Below are 26026 nucleotides of genomic sequence, written 5' to 3'. Positions count from 1 at the left end.
ACGAATCAGGGGATTTTCTTGGCAGCGATAGCCTCCACCGCCTGCTGCTGCAGCGCATCGATTTCTTCGGGACTGCTGACACAGAAATTGAGATCCTGCAGCACACCGCTGTCCAGACCATAAACCCAGGCGTGAATACACAGTTCCTGGCCGTTGCTCCAGGCCTCCTGCACCATGGTGGTGTTGCAGACGTTATACGCCTGCTCGATGACGTTCAGCTCGCACAGACGGTCGAGCTTGAACTTCTCGTCACCATTCCACTGCTCGAGAATATCGCGGTACTTGAAGTACACATCGCGCACATGGCGCAACCAGTTATCGATCAGGCCCAGCTGGGACGGTTCCAGCGACGCCTTGACGCCGCCACAACCGTAATGCCCCACCACCATCACATGCTTCACCTTCAGCACCCGCACCGCGTACTGCAGCACGGACAGGCAGTTCATGTCGGTGTGTATCACCAGGTTGGACACGTTGCGATGTACAAAGACATCGCCCGGCAACAGCCCGATGATTTCGTTGGCCGGCACCCGACTGTCGGAACAGCCGATCCACAGGTACTCCGGCGCCTGCTGCTTGGCCAGGGTGGGGAAAAAATCCGGGTTCTGCCTGGAAATACGCTCCGACCAGGCACGGTTCTGCTCAAACAGCTTCTTTAATTGCTTCATGAACGACTCCGTTACAGGACTAATAAATTCAGCTAAGAATCAGGCGTGGAAGCGGCCGCTGAGTTCGTGCACCGCATCCACAAATACGCGCGCCTTTTCCGGGTCCGCAAACTGGTGAATGCCATGACCCAGGTTGAACACATGGCCGTTCCCCTGCCCAAAGCCCGACAAAATGGTCTCGACCTCGGCCCTGATGCGGGCCGCCGGTGCATAAAGCACTGAGGGGTCCATATTGCCCTGCAGGGCGACGCGGTCACCCACACGGCGGCGCGCATCCTGAATATCACAGGTCCAGTCCAGCCCCAGCGCATCAGCACCGGCATCGGCAATCGACTCCAGCCACTGACCACCATTCTTGGTAAAGAGTATCACCGGCACGCGGCGACCTTCGTGCTCGCGCAACAGGCCGGCGCAGATTTTCTGCATGTAGTTGAGCGAGAACTCGCGGTACATGGGGCCGCTGAGCACGCCGCCCCAGGTATCGAAAATCTGTACGGCCTGGGCGCCGGCGAGAATCTGTTCGTTCAGGTAATTGATCACCGACTGCGCCAGTTTATCGAGCAGCGCATGCAGCACTTCTGGTGTGCTGTACATCATCTGCTTGATATGACGGAAATCCTTGCTCGAACCGCCTTCAACCATATAGGTGGCCAGGGTCCAGGGACTACCGGAAAAGCCGATCAGCGGCACTCGGCCACCCAGGGCGCCGCGAATCTCGCGTACCGCCGCCATAACATAGTCCAGGTCAGAGGCCGCATCCGGCACCGGCAGCGCCGCAACATCGGCTTCGCTGCGGATCACCTTGCGAAACCGCGGGCCTTCGCCAGCTTCGAAGTAAAGACCCAGGCCCATGGCGTCCGGAATGGTGAGGATATCGGAGAACAGAATCGCTGCATCCAGATCGAAACGTTCCAGCGGCTGCAGGGTCACTTCACAGGCCAGCTCGCGGTTCTTGCACAAGCTCATGAAATCACCGGCGTGCGCCCGGCTGGCGCGGTATTCAGGTAGATAACGCCCGGCCTGGCGCATCATCCACACCGGGGTTACGTCTACCGGTTCGCGCATCAGCGCTCGCAAAAAACGGTCGTTCTTCAATTCAGCCATCGGGATCAGCCATCAGTTAGCGGGCAAAATAATCGCGCCATTTTAGCGTTTTCCGACAAAAAATGCGCATACAACTGTCATCGCAACCCGCAGAGCCGAACAAGCTTGCGTGGACCGCGCCACAACGGTGTTGCTGAAGTGGCGTCACCGGTATACTGGACTAATTCCTGACCAGCCCGGAGACCCCGGCGAGTCACTCATAACAAAGGCTAACCCGTAACACACCAGCATGGTCAAAGCCGCCGATATTCTCACCCTGCCCGACAGCGCCCACAGCCACGATCACGGCTACCATCAACTCGTCCTCGGGCTGGAGGGCCAAACTGCATTTGAACTCGAAGGGCTTGGCCAGCGGGTCAGCCCGAGTATGGGCTGCGTGGTGCCTTCATCCATTGCCCATGCGTTCTGCGGCATTGGCAGCAACAGCATCCTGGTCATCAACCTGGCCACCAGCCAGAGTGTCTCGCGCGAAGAACGCGAGCGCATCAACCGGCTGTTCGACCAGGCGGCCTACTTCGACATGAACAGCCATCTGCAGGTACTGGCCAATGCGGTCAGCCGGGAAATCCGCCAGTATCCCAATGACCCCATGCTGGCACGGGCCTGCAGCAATATGCTGATTTGCACCCTGGGCAACCATATCGCCACCCGGGCGCCGGCCCGCAAACCCGGCCTGCTGGACCTGGATCTGATCAATGAATACATTCAGCTCAACCTGCAGCGCAAGATCAGCGTGGCACACCTGGCCGCTGTCGCCTGTCTGAGCAGCAGCCAGTTCCACGAGCTGTTCAAGCGCCAGGCCGGCATGACACCGCACCAGTTTTTGCTTATAAAACGCCTGACGGCGGCCCGCACTTTGCTGGAACAGGGCTACTCTGTATCCCATGCAACCGAGCAATGCGGCTTTGCCAATCAGAGTGCCTTCACCCATGCCTTTCGGCGCCATTTTGGCGAAACACCTGCGCGTTACCGTCAGCAAACCGCCTTCCAAACGCCCTGAGACCGGATTTTTCGACAAAACTTCCGGAGCTTCCGGTAAGACCTCAGGCTCGACTGTCACTAAAGTGTGGTTAGTCGCCGATGCACTCGGCACGGCTCGTTATCGCCAGGGAGACGAAACCAAGGACTCCCAGGCCCCTGAGCCAGCCCCCGTGCTGACTTATCCACAGGCTCCCGAAAACCGCAGCCCGTCCTTGTTTAACGCAGGACAGTGAGGTACCCGATCATGTTCAAGGCCATTGATGTTCTAAACCCGGACTTCATCACCCGCCCGTCCGCCGAACTCTGGACGGAAATATCGCCACTCTATGCGATCGATGAAACCCGTTGGCTGCAGGAACTGCTGCCGCTGGCCCAGCCCAGCGATGCAGAGCTGGAACGTACTACCCGGGGCGCGACCGACCTGATCGAACAGGTGCGGGCCGACGACGCCGCCATTCACATGATCGACGCCCTGCTGCTGGAATACAGCCTGGATACCCGTGAGGGCATTCTGCTGATGTGTCTGGCCGAGGCGCTGATGCGCATCCCCGATGCCGACACCGCCGATGCCCTGATCCGCGACAAGCTCAGCGTTGCCGACTGGAAAAAGCACCTCAAGAACTCCGATTCCCTGTTCGTCAACGCCTCCACCTGGGGCCTGTTGCTGACCGGCAAGGTCGTGACCATGGACGAAAAGGACGATGGCACACCGGCCAACGTTATCAACCGTCTGGTCAACCGCTTCTCCGAGCCCGTCATCCGCAAGGCCATGTACCAGGCCATGAAGGTCATGGGTCACCAGTTTGTACTGGGGCGCAATATCGGCGAGGCGCTCAAGCGCGGCCGCAAGTCCCGCGACCTGGGCTACACCTACTCCTTTGACATGCTGGGCGAAGCGGCCCTTACCGACAGGGATGCCGACAAGTACTTCGCCGACTATGTCCGTGCCGTTGAGGCCGTGGGCCGCGATACCTATGGCGACGGCAAGACCGCCAGACCCACCATTTCGATCAAGCTTTCGGCGCTGCACCCGCGTTACGAAGTCGGCCAGCAGACCCGCGTCATGGATGAACTCTACCAGCGCGTACTGCAGCTGATCGACAAGGCGCGCGCACTCGATGTCGGCATTACCATCGATGCCGAAGAGGCGGACCGGCTGGAATTGTCCCTCACGCTGTTTGAAAAACTCTACCGCGACCCCGCCTGCGCCGGTTGGGGCAACTTCGGCCTGGTGGTACAGGCCTATTCCAAACGCGCCCTTGCGGTACTGACCTGGCTGGCGAGTCTGGCTGGCGAACAGGGCGACCGCATCCCGCTACGTCTGGTGAAGGGCGCCTACTGGGACTCGGAAATCAAACTGTGTCAGCAGCGCGGCATCGACGGCTACCCGGTGTATACCCGCAAGGAAGCCACAGATACCGCCTATCTGGCCTGCGCCCGCTTTCTGCTGAGCGCGCCTGTGCGCGGCAAGATCTACCCCCAGTTTGCCAGCCATAATGCCCATACAGTGGCGGCCATCCTGGCCATGTCAGAGCACGACGACTTCGAGTTCCAGCGTCTGCACGGCATGGGTGATGCCCTGTACAACCGGGTGCTGAAAAACCATTCCGTCAGCGTGCGTATCTATGCACCGGTGGGCAGCCACAAGGACCTGCTGCCGTACCTGGTACGCCGGCTGCTGGAGAACGGGGCCAACAGCTCCTTCGTGCACCGCCTGGTCGATGCCCGGCATCCGATTGCCGACCTTATCCACCACCCGGTGGAAACCCTGACCAACCGCGCCTCCCTCGCCAACCCGCATATTCCGCTGCCGCGGGATCTGTACGGTGACGAACGTCGCAACTCGTTCAGCCCCAACATCGAAATCGACAGCCAGTGGGCGCCCTTCAAACAGGCGGTCGATGGCTTTATGCAGCAGCAGTGGAACGGCGGCCCCATCATTGGTGGCAGCCAGCGCAAGACCGAGCAGGTACACCCGGTACTGGCACCGCAGAACCACAACATCCGTGTCGGCGAGATGCACTGGGCCAGCGCCCAGGACGTCAGCGAAGCCCTGGACCTGCTGAGTGACGGTTTTGTCAGCTGGAATGCCACCTCGGTCAATACCCGTGCCGCCTGTCTGGAGCGTCTGGCTGACCTGCTGGAAGACAACCTGGCTGAACTGGTCGCACTCTGTCACCTGGAAGCGGGCAAGACCATTCAGGACAGCATCGACGAAGTCCGTGAAGCCGTGGATTTTTGCCGCTACTACGCCGTTCAGGCCCGTCGCGGCCTGGGACAGCCATTACTGGGCACCGCCTTCACCGGCAAGGACCGTCAGTACCGCCTCGATGGCCGCGGTGTGTTCGTCTGCATCAGCCCGTGGAACTTCCCGCTGGCCATCTTCCTCGGCCAGGTCAGCGCCGCCCTGGTAGCCGGTAACAGCGTTATCGCCAAGCCCGCCGAACAGACCAGCCTGATTGCCTGCCGTACCGTTGAACTGGCCCTGCAGGCCGGTATTCCGGCCAATGCCATCGCCCTGCTGCCGGGTGACGGCGCCAGCGTTGGTGCCCCCCTGACCCGCGACCCGCGCATTGCCGGCGTGGCCTTCACCGGCTCCACCGAAACGGCGCAGCTGATCAACCGTTCGCTGGCCCAGCGCGATGCCGAAATCGTACCCCTGATCGCCGAAACCGGTGGTCAGAATGCCATGATCATCGACTCCACTTCCCTGCCCGAACAGGTGGTGCGCGATGTGGTGCATTCCGCCTTCGCCTCCGCCGGACAGCGCTGCTCCGCTCTGCGCGTGCTGTACGTGCAGGAAGATGTGGCTGATCGCATCATCGAGATGCTGCGCGGCGCCATGTCACAGCAGGTTGTGGGTGACCCCAGCCTGCACAGCACCGACATAGGCCCCGTGATCGATCTCAAGGCACAGCAGGGTCTGCTGGCTCACATCGAGAAACTCAAGGCCAGTGCCCAGCTGATTGGCCAGACGCCACTGCCGCAAAGCGCCAGCCAGGGAACCTTTGTGGCCCCGACCGCCTTCCTGATCAGCGATATCGCTGTACTTGAACGCGAGCAGTTCGGCCCCATCCTGCACGTGGTGCGCTACAAGGCATCCGAGCTCGATAAGGTGATCGATGCCATCAACGCCACCGGCTATGGCCTGACTCTGGGCGTACACAGCCGCAACGAAGAAACCACCCGACACATTGCCCGCCGCACCCGCGTCGGCAACATCTACATTAATCGCGACCAGATTGGCGCAGTTGTGGGTGTACAGCCCTTCGGCGGCCAGGGTCTTTCAGGCACCGGCCCCAAGGCCGGCGGTCCACGCTACCTGCCGCGTTTTACGCGCGAAATTGCGCTCTGAGCCCCCGAATAGCGATAGGAGTGACCACCATGATTAAACAGACTCAACTCGTCCAGGCTGCCCAGTCCGCGCTCAGTGCCTGGGAAGGCTGGAACGGACTCGGCGTTGCCGGCCGCGCCCAGCTGCTGCAGCACTTTGTCGCCCAGCTGGCACAGGAGCAGGCCTCCATGGCCCAGTGGCAGATCGACCAGGCCCTGCGCCTGATCGATGCCCCGCTGGAAATGCAGGGCCCCACGGGCGAGTCCAATCTACTCTCCACCAGCGGACGCGGCCTCTATATCATTGCCGGCGATCAGCGCAGCAGCGAGACGGCCATGGTCGGTCAGCTGGTGGCAGCCCTGATCAGCGGCAACGTCGTACTGCTGGCGCCCGATGCCAGCCAGAACGGCTTTTGCCGCGACCTGCTGCGCCAGCTGAGTGCAGGCAGCTGCCCGGCCGCCGTGGCACAACTGCTCGAAGGTGCCGAGTCGGTACTGCAACTGAGCCTGTGTCCGTCGCTGGCCGGCATTGCCTGCGTGTGCGATGACGACACCGCACGGGAACTGAACCGTCAGCTTTGCAGCCGTGACGGCGTGCTGGTGCAGCTGGTTGCCGAAACCGATGCTGCCGGATTGTCACTGATTGGCAGCGAACAGTATCTGTACCGTTTTATTACCGAGCAGGTCTGCAGCACCAACACCACCGCAGTTGGCGGCAACGCCACCCTGCTGGAGCTGGGGAGTCTGGCCGAATAATTGCAGAATCACTCTGCTCCGCTGGCCATCCTCCGACCGACCGAAGACTACAATAACAACGCTGCCTGTTAAGGCGAGCTATCAACGAGGCGCAAATTTATGATTGAAAACAATGCCGCTATTATCGGCACCTTTATCGTTTACCTGATAATGATGCTAGGCATCGGGCTCTACGCCTACCGGCGCACAGCCAGCTCATCGGATTACTTCCTCGGTGGGCGCTCGCTGGGCCCCTGGCCTGCGGCGCTTTCGGCCGGCGCCTCCGACATGAGCGGCTGGCTGCTGCTGGGCCTGCCCGGCTATGCCTTTGCCGCCGGCATGGAAGCCGTATGGCTCGGCGGTGGCCTGCTGCTGGGAACCTATTTGAACTGGCTGCTGGTGGCCAAGCGCCTGCGCACCTACAGCTTCGAGGCAGACGATGCCCTGACGCTGCCGGAGTTTTTCTCCAACCGGTTTGAAGACAAGAGCAAGATGATCCAGGTGATTTCAGCCTTCTTCATTCTGCTGTTTTTCCTCTTTTACACCAGCTCCGGCCTAGTCGCCGGCGGCAAGCTGTTCGAAACCGTGTTCGGGCTGGATTACAGCATCGCGGTCATTGTTGGCACGGTTGCGGTCGTCTCCTATACCCTGTTCGGCGGCTACCTGGCCGTTTGCTGGACCGACCTGGTGCAGGGTCTGCTGATGGCTGCGGCCCTGCTGATCGTGCCGGTTGTCGCCATGCAGACCGAAGGTGGCATCACCGAGCTTTTCTCGGCACTGGAAGCCAAGAACCCCGAGCTGCTGACCATCTGGAACGACGCCAGCGGCGAACCTCTCACCTGGATTGCCATTGTTTCCCTGGCGGCCTGGGGACTGGGCTATTTCGGCCAGCCCCATATTCTGGCGCGCTTTGCCGGTATTCGCGACAACGCCGCTGTACCTACGGCACGGCGCATCGCCGTGATCTGGTCGGGCCTGGCCATGGCCGGTGCCTTCCTGGTCGGCCTGACCGGCATCGTCTACGTGGATGCCAGCATGGGCGGCAGCCTGGGTGATGGCGAAACCATCTTTATGGTGCTGGTCAATGCCATGTTTAGCCCCGTTATTGCAGGCATTCTGCTGGCGGCTATCCTGGCGGCCATCATGAGTACCGCAGATTCCCAGCTGCTGGTGTCGTCCTCCGCCCTGGCAGAAGACTTCTATCGCAATCTGTTCCGCAAAGATGCCAGCCAGAAAGAGATCGTGATGGTCGGCCGCCTGGCCGTTATCGCCCTGTCGATCGTCGCCCTGGCACTGGCGATGAACCCGGACAGCACGGTGCTGGGCCTAGTGTCCTACGCCTGGGCAGGCTTCGGTGCCGCCTTTGGTCCGACTCTGATCCTGGCGCTGTACTGGAAACGCATGAACCGCGGCGGCGCTCTGGCCGGCATCCTGGTCGGCGGCATCACAGTAGTGGTCTGGAAACAGCTGTCCGGCGGCATCTATGATCTGTATGAAATCGTCCCGGGCATCCTGTTCGCGACCCTGGCAATCATCATTGCAACTCTGGCGACCAGTGCACCACCGGCATCGGTCCAGGCCCGTTTCGACGCTTACAGCAGCAAGCTGTAAGCGTTGATCAGCGCCGCACGCCCGGGCGTGCGGCCACTTGGCAGACGCGGGATCGCACAATCCCGCTCAATGCCGGCTTTAATCTCACGCTCTGTTTGCAGGCAGCCTCCGGGCTGCCTTTTTTTGTACATGGACGTACTTATCCTGCGAGTGCAGGGATGCACAGGAGCAGGGTTTGTGCCAAGCCCGAGCCCCTCAAACTTCTTCATATCCACAAAAAAGCCGCCCGAAGGCGGCTTTAAAAGACAGCGCGGTAGAATCAGACGTCGAGGTAATCCAGGATGCCTTCAGCCGCATCGCGGCCTTCAGCGATGGCCGTTACGACCAGATCCGAACCACGCACCATGTCACCACCGGCGAACACCTTGGCGTTAGTAGTCTGGAACGGGAAACGACCCTCTATCTTGGGCTTCTGATCCGCCTGAACTCGGCCGTCTTCATGCAGCGCAATATCGAAGTCTGCCAACCAGGGGGCAGGACTCGGGCGGAAGCCAAAGGCAACCTGCACCGCATCGACTTCGAGCACTTCCTCAGAACCCGGTACAACTTCGGCGCGACGACGACCGTTCTGATCCGGCTCACCCATACGAGTTGTCACCAGCTTTACGCCGACAACACGACCCGCTTCGCCGACGATCTCAACCGGCTGACGGTTGAACAGGAACTCGACACCCTCTTCCTTGGCATTCTCGACTTCACGGCGCGAACCCGGCATGTTGGCCTCATCACGACGATAAGCGCAGATCACGCTCTGGGCGCCCTGACGAATCGAGGTACGGTTACAGTCCATCGCGGTGTCACCACCGCCGAGTACCACAACCCGCTTGCCCGCCATGTCGATATACTCCGCCGGATCCTTTTCGAATCCCAGGCAATGATTGACGTTGGAAATCAGGAAGGGCAAGGCATCGAAAACACCTTCCAGGTCTTCACCCGGGAAACCACCCTTCATGTAGGTGTAAGTGCCCATACCGAGGAAGACGGCATCGTATTCCTCGATCAGCTGCGCCATGGTGATATCGGTACCGACGTTGGTGTTCAGACGGAATTCAATACCCATCTCGGTGAACATGCGGCGACGACGCTTCATGACATCCTTCTCGAGCTTGAACTCGGGAATGCCGAACGTCAGCAGACCGCCGATCTCGGGATGGCGATCGAATACCACCGGGGTGACACCGTTGCGCACCAGGATATCGGCACAGCCCAGACCCGCCGGGCCCGCACCTATGATGGCGACCTTCTTGTCGGTACGCACCACCTTGGACATATCCGGCTTCCAGCCCATGGCGAAAGCGGTATCGGTGATGTATTTCTCCACCGAACCTATGGTCACGGCACCAAAGCCATCATTCAGGGTACAGGCGCCTTCACACAGACGGTCCTGCGGGCAGACACGACCACAGACTTCGGGCAGCGAGTTGGTCTGGTGACTCAGCTCGGCCGCTTCCAGAATGTTGCCTTCCGAAATCAGCTTGAGCCAGTTCGGAATGTGATTGTGCACCGGACACTTCCAGGAGCAATAGGGGTTGCCACAGTCCAGGCAGCGATGGGACTGATCAGCCACATCCTCCGGCTTGAACGGATCGTAAATCTCGGCAAACTCGTGTTTGCGGACCTCGGCATTGATTTTGCCCGGCCCTTCACGGGACACATCGAGAAACTGGAAATCGTTACTCAGACGGTTAGACATAGTCCCCACCTCTTCTTGGGCACCCGCCAGCGGCGGGCACTCGTTAAACTGTCATCAAAGAATCGCGGCAGATCCGACACAGCTCGACTGTGTGGGGCCTGCCTGACCCGAGGGATAAAGTGGCGTTTTTATTCCGGACGCTTGCGCATGTTATCCAGCAAGGCGTTCAGGCTCGCAGCCTTGGGTTTGACCAGCCAGAAGCGCGGGATGTAATCGAAGAAGTTATCCACAATCTCCTGCCCCCACTGACTGCCCGTTTCCCGGACGAATTCGATGATTACCGAACGCAGGTGGTTCTTGTAGACTTCCATCTGCTCAGTGTGAATACGGTGAATCTCGACCAGCTCGTGGTTGTACTTGTCCACGAAGTTGTTTTCCAGATCCAGCACATAGGCAAAACCGCCGGTCATGCCCGCACCGAAGTTGTAACCGGTCGCGCCCAGTACGGTCACCAGACCGCCGGTCATGTATTCACAGCAATGATCGCCAGCCCCTTCTACCACCGCGTGTACGCCGGAGTTGCGCACCGCGAAGCGTTCACCCGCACTGCCGGCCGCGAACAGCTTGCCGGCGGTGGCGCCATAGAGGCAGGTGTTGCCCATGATCGCGGTTTCGTTGGACTTGAAGGTGACTTCCTTGAACGGATAGAGCACCAGCTTGCCGCCCGCCATGCCCTTGCCGACATAGTCGTTGGCATCGCCTTCCAGGATCAGGTTCTGACCGCCGGCGTTCCAGACACCGAAGGACTGACCGGCATGACCACGGAAACGGAAGGTGACCGGCTCCTCCGCCATGCCATTGTTGCCGTAGCGCTTGGCAATGGCACCGGAGGTGCGGGCACCGACTGAACGGTCGCAGTTGCAGATCGCCAGTTCCCAGTCACCGCCGCGCTTGGCGTCAATCGCCTCGCCCGCCAGTTCCAGCATGGCGCTGTTGAGTTCGCCCTTATCGAACGGCTCGTTGCGGCTCTGCTGTACCGTATGCGGGTACTCGCTCGGCACGCCGCCATCGCTGATGATGGGGCTCAGATCCAGACCTTTCTGACGCGACGTTTCACCTTCGAGCAGGGTCAGCAGGTCAACCCGGCCGACCAGCTCTTCCAGTGTGCGTATACCGAGCTGCGCCATCCACTGACGGGTTTCTTCAGCCACGAAGCGGAAGTAGTTTTTGACCATTTCCACGGTACCGCGGAAGTGGTCCCGGCGCAGATCGTCGTTCTGAGTCGCCACGCCGGTGGCGCAGTTGTTCAGGTGGCAGATGCGCAGGTATTTGCAGCCCAGCGCCACCATCGGCATGGTGCCAAAACCAAAGCTCTCGGCGCCCAGAATCGCGCCCTTGATGACATCAAGGCCGGTTTTCAGGCCGCCGTCTGTCTGCAGACGAATCTTGCCGCGCAGCTGGTTGCCACGCAAAGACTGGTGCGCATCCGCCAGACCCAGTTCCCAGGGCGAGCCTGCGTAATGGATCGAGGTCAGCGGCGATGCCGCCGTGCCGCCATCGTAACCGGAGATGGTGATCAGGTCCGCATAGGCCTTGGCCACGCCGCAGGCAATGGTGCCGACACCTGGACGGGATACCAGCTTGACCGACACCAGGCCTTCTGGATTGATCTGCTTAAGGTCGAAGATCAGCTGTGCCAGATCCTCGATCGAGTAGATGTCGTGATGCGGCGGCGGTGAAATCAGGGTCACACCCGGCACCGAGAAGCGCAGACGGGCGATCAGTTCATTGACCTTGCCGCCCGGCAGCTGGCCGCCCTCACCGGGCTTGGCACCCTGGGCAACCTTGATCTGCATGACATCGGCGCTCATCAGGTATTCCGGCGTAACACCGAAACGGCCCGAGGCCACCTGCTTGATCTTGGAGCGCTTCATGGTGCCGTGGCGCAGCGGATCTTCACCACCTTCACCGGAGTTGGAACGGCCGCCCAGCTCGTTCATGGCCACCGCCAGAGACTCGTGTGCCTCCGGTGACAACGCGCCCAGGGACATGGCCGCGGAGTCAAAGCGCGGGAAGATGTTTTCCACCGGTTCGACCTGATCCAGCGGGATCGACTTGGTATCAGTGCGCAGTGACAGCATGTCACGCAGGGTGGCAATGCCGCGCTTGTTCACCAGATCCGCATAACGCTGATACTTGGCCGGATCGCCGCTGGCTACCGCTTCATGAATTGCCACAACCACATCCGGGTTGTAGGCGTGGTATTCACCATCAAACTTGTACTTCAGCAGGCCGCCGGGCTGGATCGGCTTGCGGGCCGTCCAGGCTTCCTTCGCCAGCTGCGCCTGTTCAAATTCGAAGTCGCTGAAACGCGCGCCTTCGATACGGCTGACCACACCCTTGAAGCACAGATTCACGATCTCGGAGCTCAGACCTATGGCTTCAAACAGCTGGGCACCGCGATAGGATGCAATGGTGGAGATACCCATCTTCGACAGGATCTTCAGCAGGCCCTTGTTGATGCCCTTGCGGTAGTTTTCGTGGGCATCCAGCGGCGCCATCTGCAGCTCGTTACTGGCGCACAGATCGTTCAGCACGCGGTAGGCCAGGTACGGGAAGACCGCGGTAGCACCAAAGCCGAACAGCACGGCGAAGTGATGCGGGTCGCGGGCCGTGCCGGTTTCAACAATCAGGTTGGCATCGCAACGCAGGCCCTTTTCCACCAGACGGTGGTGTACAGCACCCGTCGCCAGCGCCGCGTGCAGCGGCAGCTTGCCCTTTTCAATCTCGGCATCAGACAGTACCAGCAGCACCTTACCGCTGCGTACTTCCTGCTCGGCCCGATCGCACAGATCATGCAACGCCTGTTCCAGGCCTGTAGCCGGATCGTAGTTCAGGTCAATACAGACCACGCCAAAGCCCGGCACATCGTTATCGCGAATACGGTAGAACTTGCTCGCCGACAGCACCGGCGTGGTCAAAATTACGCGCCGCGCATGCTCTGGCGTATCTTCAAACACATTTCGCTCGGCGCCAATGCAGGTTTCAAGCGACATGACGATAGCTTCACGCAGCGGATCTATGGGCGGGTTGGTCACCTGCGCAAACTGCTGGCGGAAGTAGTCATAGAGCGAGCGAATGCGGCTGGACAACACCGCCATCGGCTTGTCGTCCCCCATGGAACCCACCGCTTCCATGGCCGTTTCGGCGAGCGGGCGGATAATCTGGTCACGCTCTTCGAACGTCACCTGGAACATCTTCATATGGGTTTTAACTTCATCGGCCGACATCTCGGTGAACGAGCGCGACTCTTCGGTGAAGTTCATGGTGGTTTCAAGACGCAGTGAGTTCTCTTTCAGCCACTTTTTGTAGGGATGACGCTGCTTGAGGTCGTTATCGACATCAGCGGTATGCAGCACATCACCGGTCTGGGTATCGATAGCCAGAATCTGACCCGGCCCAACACGGCCCTGAGCCACAATATCTTCGGGCTTGTAATCGAATACGCCGATCTCGGAGGCGGTGCAGATGTACCCCTGACGCGTCATGACCCAGCGCGATGGACGCAGGCCGTTACGGTCCAGCATGCAGACGGCATAACGGCCGTCCGTCATGACCATGCCGGCGGGGCCGTCCCAGGCTTCCATATGCATGGAGTTGAACTCGTAAAACGCCCGCAGCTCGGTGTCCATGGTTTCGACGTTCTGCCAGGCCGGCGGCACTATCATGCGCACAGCACGGTAGATATCCATGCCGCCTACCATCAGGAACTCGAGCATGTTGTCCATGCTGGAGGAATCCGAACCACTGGTATTGACGATCGGCTGCAGCTCTTCGAGGTTGGGCAGCAGCTCGGTGGCGAACTTCGGCGACCGGGCACGAGCCCAGTTGCGGTTGCCTTCAATGGTGTTGATCTCACCGTTGTGGGCCAGAAACCGGAAAGGCTGAGCCAGCTTCCAGCGCGGCGCCGTATTGGTGGAGAAGCGTTGATGGTAGGTACAGACCGCCGTTTCAAGTCGCGGGTCAGCCAGGTCCTTGTAGAACACTGGCAAATCTACCGGCATGGTCAGGCCCTTGTAGGACAGTACCTTGTCGGACAGGCTGCATATATAGAAGTCTTCATCGTCGCTGAGGGCAATTTCAGCCTTGCGACGGGCAACGAACAGACTGATCGTCAGTTCCTGTTCGGTTTTGCCGTTGGCATTGATCAGCACCTGCTCGATCAGTGGCAGCGTATCCCGGGCAATGGGCCCCAGGCAGCTTTCGTCCGTGGGAACCACGCGCCAGCCGGCAACCTCCAGGCCCTGAGCCTGGAGTTCGGTATTAAGAATTTTGCGCGCAGCATCTGCCTGCGCCGCCGCTTTGGGCAGAAATACCATGCCCACCGCGTATTGTTCCTGCAGCACAATGCCCAGTTCCTGCTGCACTACGGCACGCAGAAAAGAGTCAGGTTTCTGCATCAGCAGACCGCAACCGTCGCCGGTCTTGCCATCTGCAGCGATACCACCACGATGGGTCATACACGCCAACGCTTCGATGGCCTTCTCAAGCAGGTCATGACTCGGATTGCCCTGCATGTGAGCCATTAGCCCAAAACCACAGTTATCCTTGAACTCACCGGGGCGATACAGACCTTTGCTCATAGCCAATCTCACTTAAAAGTTCTTTTGTATCAATACGTTATCACCAACCTAGTCACCGCAGCCGCACAACTCAGGCAAAAAGGGAGGATCATTCTACACAGCCGCGTGCTTCGGTACAAATTTTGCGCAGTGGCCTGGGTCTTCGAAAACATCACTACAACGAGGCTCAAGCCGCTTCAGGTTCGCAAGCTTTTGGGCACACGTCAGTATAACGCATATGCAGCAAAGTAACGCTGCAGTCATATTTGGAGCCTCACCCGCCTAGGCAAATAACAGCAACAACGGGGGAATCAAGAGAAAAGCATCACGGCATTTAAAATGCTGCACCGCAATATTAACGACGCAGCCTCGACCACAAGGATATTCTCCACCTGCCTACCGAGGGCACTAGAATCAGACGTAGATTCCGAGTAACTGGCGCCACAGAAGCTAGCGGGATGTCTTGCGGATATCCGCCTTTACGCTCTGTATGCTGCGGGCCCAGGGCTTGAGCTTTTGCAATGATTTGGGTAATTCCTGCACCGCAGCGCCAGCCTCCTTTCGACTGCCGTAGCGGCCAATAACCACCACGTGCCACGGCTTGCCCTTGTAGAGCGTGGAAAAATAATTGAAGGCAGCGGGATCCTGCTGATCAGCAATAAAATCCCGGGCGGTTTCCAGCTGGCGCGCCCCCAAAAGCTGCAGTGTATAGCCTTTGTCGGGCCAGCTCAGCAGCTCATCCTCACTTTGCATCCCAGTGGCCTGAGGCAAAGCGCTAGCCGCGCTTTTAGCCACCACAGGCAATCTATTCGCACCAGCGCTTTCTTTTACAGCACCTGAGAGCCGAGCCCGTGTGGCAACTTCAACCATACCCGGTTCTTGCCTGGGCGCTACAGTCGGCTCTGCCGCAACAACCACCTCTAGCAAGTCTGAGTTCGGCTGCGCTGAGCCCCGCACAGCGGGCTGAGCAACAGCCTGAGTAACGGGAATCGTCTCGTGAGCATCAGGCAATAGATCCTGCGCGCTTAATGCCGGCAAAAATACCGGCGCTGCAAGTTTGGTCGAGTCGACTACCGCACCCAGCGCCTGGCGAACCGCCAGATCGGCAACAGGCTCTGCGGGCAACACAGCATCTTTAGCCGGAGCCGGAAACGGCTCAGTGAACTGCGGGCTAGCTTCAATAACATCAATCGGCGTGACCGGCTGATCCACAGACGCCGCTATGACTGGCACAGCCAGCGGCACTGAAACCCGCTCGCTGATGCTGGAGGCGGACTCCGGCTGCCAGTATATCCAGCCTGCCATGGCGACGATAACAACCAGCATCAGGGACGCGCCTCCCAGCACCAGCCCTGATTTGTCCCGCCGCACAGGGGGCGCTTTCGCAGGTTTCACAGGCATTGGAGACTTCAGCCGCAGGGCCTTGGATGCGAGCCGCTCTAGTGAACCCGGCATCCGGTCGCTGCTGCTGACCAGCTGCTGCAGTTTCCGGCTGTCCAGTACTTCCAGTGCCGGATAGCGCAAGCGTATAAAATCGCCCGCTTCATCATCGTCAAAAGGTTGCAGGGATTCCTTATGCATCCGCCCATCCAGCTCCTGGGCCAGACCTGTCGCCTCAAGGCGCTGCGCGATGCTGCGCCCGGCCAAAACTGTGCGGATGGACGCAATACCGGCTCGCTGCAAATTGATCAGCAACTCCAGCGCTTCATCATCCAGCTTCTCGGCATCATCCACCAGCAGCAGCCACTGTATTCCGGCGTCCCGAGCATACTGCGCTTCCCTGTGAATCAGCTCCAGCAGCTGTCCATCGGTCCTGCAATCGGCGATATCCAGGCCACAGTCTGCACACAGCTGGCGCAGCAATGCCGAGGTACCCGTACTTTCCTGCAGCACCAGGTGACACAAACGCCCGTCGCCGGCCTGAGGCCTCAACTGTCGCAGCAGGCTGCTTTTGCCACTGCCGGCTCCACCTTGGACAACCAACAAAAAATCAGAGAAGCGCAGCAGATGATGCAGTTTATCCAGCAGTTGCAGGCGCGATGGCGGCTCAAAATATTCAACGCGATTGTCGCCAACATAGGGCGAGGAAGACGCTGCAGCCACTCCTGCTGCTACCTGCTGGCGCATCTGCCCGTTCACTGCCGTGCCAGAACCAGTTGCGAGCTCAGGGTCTCCAGCAACAACTCAGGTGCGAACTCGGATGTCACTATACCCCTGCCTACGGCTTCAAGCAGTATCAGGCGCAGCTGACCATCAAGCACCTTCTTGTCGACCGCCATCAGCGACAGGAAATCATCTTCTGTCATGCTCGCAGGCGGCAACACCGGCAGGCCGGCAGCAAGATGAATCGCGCTGATGCGCTCGACATCCGCCTCACTCAGCCAGCCAAGGCGGCGCGATAGGTCAGCGGCCATCAGCGTTCCCGCCGCCACAGCCTCCCCGTGCAGCCAGTTGCCATAGCCCTGATTCGCTTCGATGGCATGCCCAAAGGTATGACCCAGATTCAGCAAAGCCCGTATGCCAGATTCCTTCTCATCCTGGGCCACGACTTCTGCCTTGATTTCACAGGAGCGATATATGGCTTTGGCCAGGCACTCGCTATCACCCGATACCAGACGCGGCATCACGGACTCAAGCCAGTCGAAGAACTCGGCATCATAAATAAGACCATACTTGATCACCTCGGCAAGGCCCGCAGACAACTCCCGCGCAGGCAGGGTTTTCAGCACCGAGGTATCGATCAGCACGCACTGGGGCTGGTAGAAGGCCCCTATCATGTTCTTGCCTTTAGGGTGATTAACGCCGGTCTTGCCGCCTACCGAAGAGTCCACCTGGGACAAGAGCGTGGTCGGCACCTGAATAAAGTTCACACCCCGCTGATAGCAGGCCGCCGCAAAACCGGTCATATCGCCCACCACCCCACCACCGAGCGCAATCAGTGTGGTGGTGCGGTTATGCCTAAGCTCAAGCAAACGATCAAAAATCGTATTGAGGTGCTCCAGGGTTTTGTATTGCTCGCCATCCGGCAGGATCAGTGTATCAACCTGATAATCCTGCAGCGTCTGCTGAACCCTGGCAAGATAAAGCGGGGCAACAGTTTCATTCGTTACGATACAGACCTGGCGGCCGCTAATGTGAGGTTCGATCAGCTTTTGCTGCAGCAAGCCTTCGCCAATGTAAATAGGGTAACTGCGCTCACCCAGATCGACGCTTAAATTCTGCACCCGCGAATCACTCCTGTGTAGAAAGAGTCACCTGACCAGACCAAGCTTGGACAACTGACGAAAAATTTCAGAGACGACGGCCTTGGGATGGCGCCTGTCAGTATGCAGGGTTATATCACAGGTCTGCCGATAGAGGGGATCACGCTGACGCAGCAGCTGCTGCAATGTCTCGGCGGGGTTCTCGGTTTGCAGCAGCGGGCGATTCTTGTCCCGCGCCGTGCGCTCGAGCTGTTGCTCAACAGTAGTATGCAGATAAATAACAACGCCATGGGACTGCAGGGCGGCACGATTGGCTTCACGAATGACGGCACCGCCGCCGGTTGCCAGCACGATATTGTCACGTTCGCAAAGGTCGTGAATGACAGACTCCTCACGTTCACGGAAGCCTGCCTCCCCCTCTACATCGAATATCCAGGGAATATTCGCCCCCGCACGGGCCTCTATCTCCCTGTCACTGTCGATAAACTCCAGATTCAGCTCGTGAGAAAGAAGACGCCCTATGGTGCTTTTTCCAGCTCCCATAGGGCCTATAAGAAAGATGTTCAAATTGTACCAAACCCCGATTACTGAACTGCCAGAGACTCCCTGATCAGCTTCGGCGTAATAAAGATCAACAGTTCCGTCTTGGTGTTGGACTGTTCACGCTTGCGAAACAGGCTGCCTATCACCGGAAGGTCTCCCAACAGCGGTGTCTTGCTCAAGTTGTTTACCGTCTCGTTGCGGAAGACCCCGCCGAGTACCACTGTATCGCCATCCGCCACATTGACCGTTGTAGTCAGCTGGTTGGTGTTGATCGACACCTCGCCGTTGGGCAACACCGCACCGACAGAGTCCTGAGTGATATCAAGATCCAGTGTAATGCGATCCCCCGGATTCAGCTGCGGTGTCACCTGCAGCTTCAGGGTTGCATCTTCAAACTGGATGCTGACCTCGCCATCTTCCACCGTCTGGTACGGAATCTGCACCCCGGACTCGATCAAGCCAGGCTTGCCGTTGGTCGTAATGACCTTGGGCTGAGAGACGATCTCCGCCTTGCCTTCAGTCTGCAGCGCAGACAGTTCGGCCGACAACAGGAAGTTATCCCGAATGTAACTAAACACAATGGAAGACTGTGGTGTTACACCCAGATCCACCATCAGATTCGAATTTGCGATATTACCCGTAGTGTCAGTACTGGACAATCCACCGTTAGGTACAGACCCGGCACCGCCATCTATAACGAAAGAGCTGTTCTTACGATTCTCTACCGCCGATGCACCCCAGCGAATCCCCAGGTCTTTCTGGAAATCATTGGAGGCCGATACTATGCGCGCTTCGATCAGGATCTGCGCCACCTCAACGTCGAAGCGCCGCAGTGTATCACGGATTTCTTCGATTTGAGCCGCGGTTTCACGCACCATCAGTACATTGGTTTCATCGTCCGACATGATAAAACCCCGCTCGGAAATCAGCTTGGCCTGCTCGACCCGGGACTTCATTTCGGAGGACTTGCGAAAATCCACCTGTATAAACTCGGTTACCAGGGGCGCAAGCTCCTTGACCTGCTTCTGTGCCTCAGCCTCTTCAAGTTCACGCTGTGCAATATCGGCAGCCGGCCCGATCAGCATCACATTGCCGACAACCCGCTGAGCCAGACTTTTGGTTTTCAGCACCAGATCCAGCGCCTGATCCCAGGGCACGTTCTTGAGTCGCAGGGTAATGTTGCCGTTAACCTTGTCATCAACCACCAGGTTCATCTCCGCAACTTCGGCAATAATCTGCAGAATCGAGCGGATATCCACGTCCTGGAAGTTCAGGTCGATCTTCTCACCGGTGAAGGGAAAGCGCTCTTTCTTGCGTTTCTCGTCTTCAGCGTAGGTGATCGGACGGAAATCCAGCACCAGCTGATTACCGGTCTGATAGGCCATGTAGTCATAGGGCGCAGCACCGGGCTTGACCAAAATGGTTGTGTTGGCACCGCTGGTCATGGCATCGATAAACATGACCGGCGTGGCGAAGTCCTGCACATCAACCCGCTGCTCAAGCGAGCCGGACAACGAAGCACCCAGCAGGTTGATGACGACATTATTGCCTTCTTCAACGATATCAAGGCCGGACTTGTCGTCGGACATCGAGATCAGCACGCGCCCTAGCCCACCATCCATACGTTCAAAATCAATACCCTGCACTCGCGTACCCACAGGGCCTGCCTCAGGCCTGGAACTTTGTACCGATTTTGCAGAACGATCCCGCAATCCGCCAGAAGCAAGGGCCCCGGCGGAACCACCAAACACCATAAAGAGTGAATTACCTTCCGTATAGGTCTGGTAGTCCACCATTTCATTGAGATTGGCGACGATCCGCAAGCGGCCGTCTGTTTCAGCCATGCTCAGACTGTCCACCTGCCCGGTCTTGATATCCAGCTGACGCCGCCCCAGATCATTAGTCGCGCCGGCAAGATCCAGCACCAGACGCGGTGGACTATCGATCACGTAGGCCCTCGGGGACGGCGGCGGCATGTTGAAATCCAGCCGCACTTCCAGCTTGTGCCCCGGCAAGGCGACGAAGGACGAGTCCTTCAGCATCACGCTTTCCGCCCGCACCTGCACCACCATCAGACAACATGCCAGTATCAGCATTAACTGCCACCCAAGACCCCGCGAAACGGAGTTATCCTTGCATATGCTGTATGTCTTCATAACCCTAGCTGTCCTTTGATCATTCTTTTTCAGGCAAGGCGATCACGCGCGGGCGCTTCATCCAGCCCCCCCGTCCATTTTCAATAATTTCCACAAGTTCAAGACCCAGTTCGGACACCTCCTGCACCTGCCCATAATCCAGACCTATAAAGTCTCCATTACTCACGCGATGAATTTCACCTTTGGGGTCCTTCAGCAATGCCCAGAGGTTACCACCATTAAGACTGGTTATGGTTCCCACCATATTCAGGCCATCGACTGGAAAGGACTCAAGGTAGGTTTTAGCGCGCTCGGTATCGGGTTTCAGATCTGATACTGGCCCCAGGTCATCATCTTCAACCACCAGTTCGATCAGCGGCTGGAACGGATCACGCAGGCTCGCACCCTGATAAATAAAGGCCTCGTAGGATTTAAACTCGGGCAGAGGCTTTATTTTCCCGGGTGGTTTCGCCTGGGTTTGCTGCACGTAGGAGCGCAGATCCCCGGTGTCTTCCACCCAGATACAGCCGCTGGCAAGGGTTGCGAGCAGGAATATAAATCCGGCCCTGACAGTGCTGCCCGCGACAGCTGTGTGCTTATTTGGTGTCATCATAACGATACGTCTTCGCCTGGATTGTCATCACCAAAGATCCACTGCCGGGACTAACCTTGAAGTCGTGCAGTGTCACTATTCGGTCAATTGCCGCCACGCCGCTGACAAATTGCCCCAGCTCATGATAGGTACCGGCAACAGAAATATTGATGGGCAGCTCAATATAGAACTTGCTCTTTCGCTCCGACTGCAGCGCAATACTGTTGATCGACAAGCCCGCGCCACGCCCGATATCAGAAATATCCTCCAGCAGACCCGGCACTTCCTTGTCGGTTGGAAGCTGGGTCAAGAGTTCGGAAAAACGCCCCTCGACGTCCGCCATCTGCTTGCGCAATGCCGGCAGGTTTGCCACCTGAAAGGCCTTATTCTGGAATTCCTTTTTAATCGGCGGCTCCTTGGCAATTTCCCGCTCAACCGCTATGTACTGGTCGTTCACATAAAAGTAGATCGCCGCACCGACCAAGGCGCTGAACAGAAAGACATAAACGATCACCTTGACACCTATGGGCCAGTTACCGGCCTCATTGGCATCAAGATTATTAATATCGAAACCTTTGAAGGCATTACTCAGGGCACCCATTATTGCTGCCCTCCATCTTCTTTGGGTTTGGTCAGGGGTACACTCAGGTCAAACTGGCGTACCGCACCTGCGCTTTTGACCTGGGACAGGCTGGGCTCACCGAACCAGATGGAAGAATCCATGCCACGCATCAGATTGGATACATCCCTGTTTTGATCCGCAAGGCCATTGACAGAAACACTTTCACCACTGCGGGATACGGAGGAATAATAAAGTTTGTCGGGTAAAACTCGCACAAGCTCATCGAAATAACGCACCACCAGCGGGCGATTACCCTGCAATTCCTGAATGGCGTTTAGCCTTTCAAGCAGGCGCTCGCGCTGCCGTTCCAGCTCTCGTATTTCTTTAATTTTCTCGTCAAGCTTGGCTATTTCAGCCTTGAGATAATTATTGCGTGCCTGCTGGCGATCCATCTGCACATCAAAATAATAGCTAATCCCAAAAGATACTGCGCCAGCCAGAATGACAGTGAACAACAGATTGGTAATGAATTGCTTCTGCCGTGCGGCATTTCGCTCTTCGCGCCATGGTCGTAAGTTAATCCGCGCCATACGTTATCCCTATTGATCAAATGAGCGCATCGCAAGCCCGCAGGCTTTCGTTAGCAGGGGAGCCTCAGCCTCTAGTCGCTGCTTGTTCAGCTTAGAGCTGATTTTCATTGCTGCAAACGGATTCGCAACAACGGTAGGTATTCCCACTTCCGCTTCCATCAGCGGCTCTATGCCTTCAATGGATACTGCACCACCGGCAATAATCAGCTGCGCCAGTTGCTGCTGCACACCGGAGGAATAAAAAAACTGCATGGATCGCGAGACTTGCTGCGCAATGGTCTGACGGAATGGCATCACCAGCATTTCCCGGATTTCGTCGCTCAACTCATTGTGTCGCAACGCCTGCTCGGCATCGGCTGCCGGCATACCGTACTGCTGCTGAATCGCATTCACCAGATCATTACCACCAAAAGCCTGCTCGCGGCTGTAGATAATGACGCCATCCCTGAAAACATTCAGCGTCAGGGTTGAAGCGCCAACATCCGCCAGCCCTACCAACTCGCCGGGTTTGACCGAATCACCCACGAGGCACGGATAGACCCGTTCCATGGCGTAGGTATCGACGTCTATGATCTCGCATTTGAGACCGGCCCCATTGATGGCCTCTTCCCGCTGTTCGACATCACCCCGCCGGCACGCCACCACCAATATATCGTTAAGGTTCGTGACGCCTTCGACCGGACCTATCACCTCAAAGTCCAGTGAGACTTCATCCAGCGGGTAGGGAATAAACTGATCCGCCTCGATTTTGACCTGTTCTTCAAGTTCGAACTCGTCAAAAAGGTTGCTTATTTGCAATTTCTTGGTGATTACCGCCGATGAGGGAACCGCCGTCACCGCCGAATTCAACTTCAGACCGATTTTACGCAATGCCTTTTCAATCGCATCCGATACTTCGGAAATCTGCTGAATGCTGCCATCGACCACAGTCGACGCCGGTAACGCGACCACAGCGTACGAATTTAATGAGTACTCAGCGCCACTTTTGGACAGCGCCACCAACTTGACCGACGATGACCCGATGTCAACACCGACCCATGCTCCAGATTTGTTTCCTAGCAAGCTCAACACTGCTGTATTCCTTTGCAGACTGCAGGGTTTTCCATCGCACTCACCAACTCTAGCCATAAACCTCGGAAAATAAAACTATGCAATGCTAGAGGCTCCGGGCATGCAACCGATATACTACCAGCTACGCACTAATAGTTTGATAAAAGGTAGCATGGGCGTGTTGATTTCGCTGGCAAAAATATTCGTAAAATTGGCTTTGGCCGGACTCGTCATCGTGCTGCTGGCTGTCGCTGGTGTCTACTATACTCTTGCGCCACAGCTGCCGGACGTTGAGAGCCTGCGTGAAGTTCAGTTTCAGACGCCGATGCGCATTTTTTCCAGCGACAGTAAACTGATAGCCGAATTTGGCGAAAAGCGCCGCACACCCGTCAGCTACGACAGCATCCCTACCGACCTGGTACGCGCCTTCCAGGCCGCCGAAGACAGCCGCTTTTTCGAGCATATCGGCATCGACTTCAAGGGACTGAGCCGCGCCGCATTCCAGCTGGCTACCAGTGGCCATATACAGAGCGGCGGATCCACCATCACCATGCAGGTGGCGAAGAATTTCTTCCTCAGCCGCGAACGCACGTTCAACCGAAAATTCATAGAAATCCTGCTAGCCCTGCGCATTGAGCGGGAGCTAAGCAAGGAAGAAATATTCGAACTTTACATCAACAAGATATACCTGGGACAACGCGCCTACGGCATCGAAGCCGCCGCCGGCGTGTATTACGGCAGCAGCATTCAGGATCTGACATTGGCGCAAATGGCCACCATCGCAGGCCTGCCCAAAGCCCCCTCCACCGACAACCCCATCCGTAACCCGCAACGCGCAATTGAACGACGCAACTGGATTTTGCAGCGCATGCACGGCCTGGGCTACATTTCTGACCAGGCTTTCGAGGAGGCCTCAGCCGCGCCCATTACAGCCCGCTATCACGGTGCGGACATCGAACTGGATGCACCCTATGTGGCAGAAATGGTGCGCAGCGAACTCTTCGAACGCTTTGACGAAGAGCTGTATAACGAGGGCTATCGCGTCTACACCACCCTGGACAGCAAACTGCAGACCAAGGCCACCCATGCATTGCAAAATGGCCTGCTGGATTACAGCACGCGCCACGGTTACAGAGGTCCGGAGTCCCAGCTCGATACAGCTCTAACGCCCGATGCCATCGCGCAAAAACTTGAGAGCATGACGAGCTATGCCAATCTTGAGCCCGCCATCGTCACCCAGGTGGACGACAAGAACATTCAGGCCAGCCTGAAAAACGGCGAAAGCGTTACTGTAGACTGGGATGGTCTTAAGTGGGCACGCAAGTACCGCAGCAACAATTCAATGGGCGCGACCCCAAAAAAAGCCGCTGACATTCTGGCCCCCGGCGATATCGTCCGTCTCTATAAAGACACCGATAGCTGGACCCTTAGCCAGCTGCCGCAGGTCCAGGGCGCCTTTGTCGCACTCGACCCAAAGGACGGCGCCATTCGTGCACTCAGCGGCGGTTTCAACTTTAACCTGAACAAATTCAACCGGGCCACCCAGGCCTACCGTCAGCCGGGCTCCAACTTCAAACCCTTCATCTACGCCGCCGCACTGGACAACGGTTTTACCCCCGCCAGCATGATCAACGATGCGCCCGTAGTATTCCACGACGCCAGCCTGGGGGGCGACTGGCGGCCGCAGAACTACAGCGAGCGGTTCTACGGACCTACACGGCTGCGCGAAGGGCTCTACAGGTCCCGCAACCTGGTTTCCATTCGCCTGCTGCGCGCAGTAGGCATCGATACCACCATCGACTATATCCAGGGTTTTGGCTTTGACCCGCAGCGCCTGCCTCGCAACCTGTCGCTTTCCCTCGGCAGCGCCGACGTCACACCGCTGGAAATCGTCACCGGTTACGCGGCGCTTGCCAATGGCGGCTACAAGGTTTCGTCCTATTTTATCCAGCGCATCGAAGACCAGCACGGCAACCTGATTTTCCAGGCCAATCCCCCCTGCGCCAACTGCAATGCGACCCAGGACACGGACAGCGTTGACACGACCGCAAGCCGCCTCTCACCCAGCGCCCCACGCATCATGGACCCGCGCAACGCCTACCTGATGTACAGCATGCTGCAGGACGTCATTCGCCAGGGCACGGCGACCCGTGCACGCAGCCTGGATCGCAATGACCTGGCCGGCAAGACCGGCACCACCAACGATCAGAAAGATGCCTGGTTCACCGGTTTTAACCGTGACCTGGTCGCTACCACCTGGGTCGGCTTCGACCAGCCAGCGCCCCTTGGCCGCAGCGAATTTGGCAGTACCACAGCACTGCCCATCTGGATCGACTTTATGGAAACCGCGCTGGATCAGACACCCGAAAACGGCCCAGTACAGCCAGACGGCATAGTACGCGTGAAGATTGATCCGGCCACCGGACTGCTGGCATACCCCGGACAGAAAAACGCCATTTTCGAAGTGTTTCGCGCCGAGGACGTACCCGCCAGGTCCACCCAAAACGCCGCAGGCACTGGGCAGATCACCACCGACGATATTTTCTAAGCCTGACTTTTAACCGCCCTGCGGCAGAATCCACCGTATTATCGCTCACAAAAACTGCAGGTACAGCCGAAGGCAATACGCTTGAGAATCAACTCAGGCACCGCGGATCAATGTCG

At 58.0% G+C, this 26026-nt stretch carries 18 protein-coding genes; 5 read left to right on the top strand and 13 right to left on the bottom strand.

Annotation, left to right across the window (positions count from 1 at the left end; translation table 11 throughout):
• Nucleotides 1–5: 5 nt before the first annotated feature.
• On the bottom strand, nucleotides 6–668 hold the full coding sequence (gene can, locus A8C75_RS02025; protein ID WP_067377384.1) for a carbonate dehydratase: 663 nt from the start codon (nucleotides 666–668) through the stop codon (nucleotides 6–8).
• A gap of 39 nt (nucleotides 669–707) precedes the next feature.
• Nucleotides 708–1772, bottom strand: a complete 1065-nt coding sequence (gene hemE, locus A8C75_RS02020; protein ID WP_067377382.1) for a uroporphyrinogen decarboxylase — start codon at nucleotides 1770–1772, stop codon at nucleotides 708–710.
• Between the two features lie 229 nt (nucleotides 1773–2001).
• Between hemE and A8C75_RS02015 the strand changes: the two genes are divergently transcribed.
• From A8C75_RS02015 to putP, 4 genes are all read left to right on the top strand, one after another.
• Entirely contained in the window at nucleotides 2002–2772 is a 771-nt protein-coding gene (locus A8C75_RS02015) for an AraC family transcriptional regulator (RefSeq protein ID WP_067377379.1), read from the top strand.
• A 225-nt stretch (nucleotides 2773–2997) separates the two neighbouring features.
• Entirely contained in the window at nucleotides 2998–6108 is a 3111-nt protein-coding gene (putA, locus tag A8C75_RS02010; RefSeq protein WP_067377376.1) for a bifunctional proline dehydrogenase/L-glutamate gamma-semialdehyde dehydrogenase PutA, read from the top strand.
• Nucleotides 6109–6137: 29 nt separating this feature from the next.
• Nucleotides 6138–6842, top strand: a complete 705-nt coding sequence (locus A8C75_RS02005; protein WP_067377373.1) for a hypothetical protein — start codon at nucleotides 6138–6140, stop codon at nucleotides 6840–6842.
• A gap of 99 nt (nucleotides 6843–6941) precedes the next feature.
• Entirely contained in the window at nucleotides 6942–8432 is a 1491-nt protein-coding gene (gene putP, locus A8C75_RS02000) for a sodium/proline symporter PutP (protein WP_067377370.1), read from the top strand.
• On the opposite strand, the gene A8C75_RS23505 is transcribed toward putP, so the two are convergent.
• The 11 genes from A8C75_RS23505 to pilM all read right to left on the bottom strand — a co-directional run bounded on the left by A8C75_RS23505 (nucleotide 8414) and on the right by pilM (nucleotide 23383).
• Nucleotides 8414–8563, bottom strand: a complete 150-nt coding sequence (locus A8C75_RS23505; protein WP_157890196.1) for a hypothetical protein — start codon at nucleotides 8561–8563, stop codon at nucleotides 8414–8416. The two genes, putP and A8C75_RS23505, sit on opposite strands and share 19 nt — an antisense overlap.
• A 128-nt stretch (nucleotides 8564–8691) precedes the next feature.
• On the bottom strand, nucleotides 8692–10125 hold the full coding sequence (locus A8C75_RS01995; protein WP_067377367.1) for an FAD-dependent oxidoreductase: 1434 nt from the start codon (nucleotides 10123–10125) through the stop codon (nucleotides 8692–8694).
• 128 nt (nucleotides 10126–10253) lie between these two features.
• The gene (gltB, locus tag A8C75_RS01990) at nucleotides 10254–14708 is read right to left on the bottom strand and encodes a glutamate synthase large subunit (protein WP_067377365.1); all 4455 of its coding nucleotides are present in this window, start codon (nucleotides 14706–14708) and stop codon (nucleotides 10254–10256) included.
• Nucleotides 14709–15137: 429 nt separating this feature from the next.
• Nucleotides 15138–16814: an AAA family ATPase gene (locus A8C75_RS01985; protein ID WP_157890195.1), complete on the bottom strand. Its 1677-nt coding sequence runs from the start codon at nucleotides 16812–16814 to the stop codon at nucleotides 15138–15140.
• 8 nt (nucleotides 16815–16822) lie between these two features.
• Nucleotides 16823–17911 (bottom strand): 3-dehydroquinate synthase, encoded by a 1089-nt coding sequence (aroB, locus tag A8C75_RS01980; RefSeq protein WP_067377360.1) that lies wholly within the window; start codon nucleotides 17909–17911, stop codon nucleotides 16823–16825.
• A gap of 27 nt (nucleotides 17912–17938) precedes the next feature.
• Nucleotides 17939–18457, bottom strand: a complete 519-nt coding sequence (aroK, locus tag A8C75_RS01975; protein WP_227819816.1) for a shikimate kinase AroK — start codon at nucleotides 18455–18457, stop codon at nucleotides 17939–17941.
• Between the two features lie 17 nt (nucleotides 18458–18474).
• On the bottom strand, nucleotides 18475–20529 hold the full coding sequence (gene pilQ, locus A8C75_RS01970; RefSeq protein ID WP_227819815.1) for a type IV pilus secretin PilQ: 2055 nt from the start codon (nucleotides 20527–20529) through the stop codon (nucleotides 18475–18477).
• A gap of 79 nt (nucleotides 20530–20608) precedes the next feature.
• A complete protein-coding gene (locus A8C75_RS01965) occupies nucleotides 20609–21181 on the bottom strand; it encodes a pilus assembly protein PilP (RefSeq protein WP_227819814.1) in 573 nt (190 codons plus the stop codon).
• Nucleotides 21165–21761, bottom strand: a complete 597-nt coding sequence (locus tag A8C75_RS01960; protein ID WP_067377353.1) for a type IV pilus inner membrane component PilO — start codon at nucleotides 21759–21761, stop codon at nucleotides 21165–21167. Before A8C75_RS01960 ends, A8C75_RS01965 begins: the two co-directional genes overlap by 17 nt.
• Nucleotides 21761–22312, bottom strand: coding sequence for a PilN domain-containing protein (locus tag A8C75_RS01955; protein ID WP_067377351.1), 552 nt, complete (start codon nucleotides 22310–22312; stop codon nucleotides 21761–21763). The genes A8C75_RS01960 and A8C75_RS01955 overlap by 1 nt, the downstream gene beginning before the upstream one ends.
• 9 nt (nucleotides 22313–22321) lie before the next feature.
• Complete coding sequence (pilM, locus tag A8C75_RS01950; protein WP_067377349.1) at nucleotides 22322–23383, bottom strand: type IV pilus assembly protein PilM; 1062 nt, start codon at nucleotides 23381–23383, stop codon at nucleotides 22322–22324.
• Between the two features lie 214 nt (nucleotides 23384–23597).
• On the opposite strand from pilM, the gene A8C75_RS01945 reads away from it, so the two are divergent.
• Nucleotides 23598–25910, top strand: coding sequence for a penicillin-binding protein 1A (locus A8C75_RS01945; protein WP_227819813.1), 2313 nt, complete (start codon nucleotides 23598–23600; stop codon nucleotides 25908–25910).
• Nucleotides 25911–26026 lie beyond the last annotated feature (116 nt).

This window comes from Marinobacterium aestuarii, assembly GCF_001651805.1.
Lineage (GTDB): Bacteria > Pseudomonadota > Gammaproteobacteria > Pseudomonadales > Balneatricaceae > Marinobacterium_A > Marinobacterium_A aestuarii.
This window is presented reverse-complemented; position numbering and strand designations above follow the sequence as displayed.

What these genes read in the sequence shown, in the direction of transcription:
- A8C75_RS23505 (WP_157890196.1), bottom strand. Translation starts at nt 8,563, where the DNA reads ATGTACAAAAAAAGGCAGCCCGGAGGCTGCCTGCAAACAGAGCGTGAG.
- hemE (WP_067377382.1), bottom strand. Translation starts at nt 1,772, where the DNA reads ATGGCTGAATTGAAGAACGACCGTTTTTTGCGAGCGCTGATGCGCGAA.
- putA (WP_067377376.1), top strand. Translation starts at nt 2,998, where the DNA reads ATGTTCAAGGCCATTGATGTTCTAAACCCGGACTTCATCACCCGCCCG.
- A8C75_RS01965 (WP_227819814.1), bottom strand. Translation starts at nt 21,181, where the DNA reads ATGATGACACCAAATAAGCACACAGCTGTCGCGGGCAGCACTGTCAGG.
- can (WP_067377384.1), bottom strand. Translation starts at nt 668, where the DNA reads ATGAAGCAATTAAAGAAGCTGTTTGAGCAGAACCGTGCCTGGTCGGAG.
- A8C75_RS02015 (WP_067377379.1), top strand. Translation starts at nt 2,002, where the DNA reads ATGGTCAAAGCCGCCGATATTCTCACCCTGCCCGACAGCGCCCACAGC.
- A8C75_RS02005 (WP_067377373.1), top strand. Translation starts at nt 6,138, where the DNA reads ATGATTAAACAGACTCAACTCGTCCAGGCTGCCCAGTCCGCGCTCAGT.
- A8C75_RS01955 (WP_067377351.1), bottom strand. Translation starts at nt 22,312, where the DNA reads ATGGCGCGGATTAACTTACGACCATGGCGCGAAGAGCGAAATGCCGCA.
- A8C75_RS01960 (WP_067377353.1), bottom strand. Translation starts at nt 21,761, where the DNA reads ATGGGTGCCCTGAGTAATGCCTTCAAAGGTTTCGATATTAATAATCTT.
- A8C75_RS01985 (WP_157890195.1), bottom strand. Translation starts at nt 16,814, where the DNA reads ATGCGCCAGCAGGTAGCAGCAGGAGTGGCTGCAGCGTCTTCCTCGCCC.
- putP (WP_067377370.1), top strand. Translation starts at nt 6,942, where the DNA reads ATGATTGAAAACAATGCCGCTATTATCGGCACCTTTATCGTTTACCTG.
- A8C75_RS01995 (WP_067377367.1), bottom strand. Translation starts at nt 10,125, where the DNA reads ATGTCTAACCGTCTGAGTAACGATTTCCAGTTTCTCGATGTGTCCCGT.
- gltB (WP_067377365.1), bottom strand. Translation starts at nt 14,708, where the DNA reads ATGAGCAAAGGTCTGTATCGCCCCGGTGAGTTCAAGGATAACTGTGGT.
- pilQ (WP_227819815.1), bottom strand. Translation starts at nt 20,529, where the DNA reads ATGCTGATACTGGCATGTTGTCTGATGGTGGTGCAGGTGCGGGCGGAA.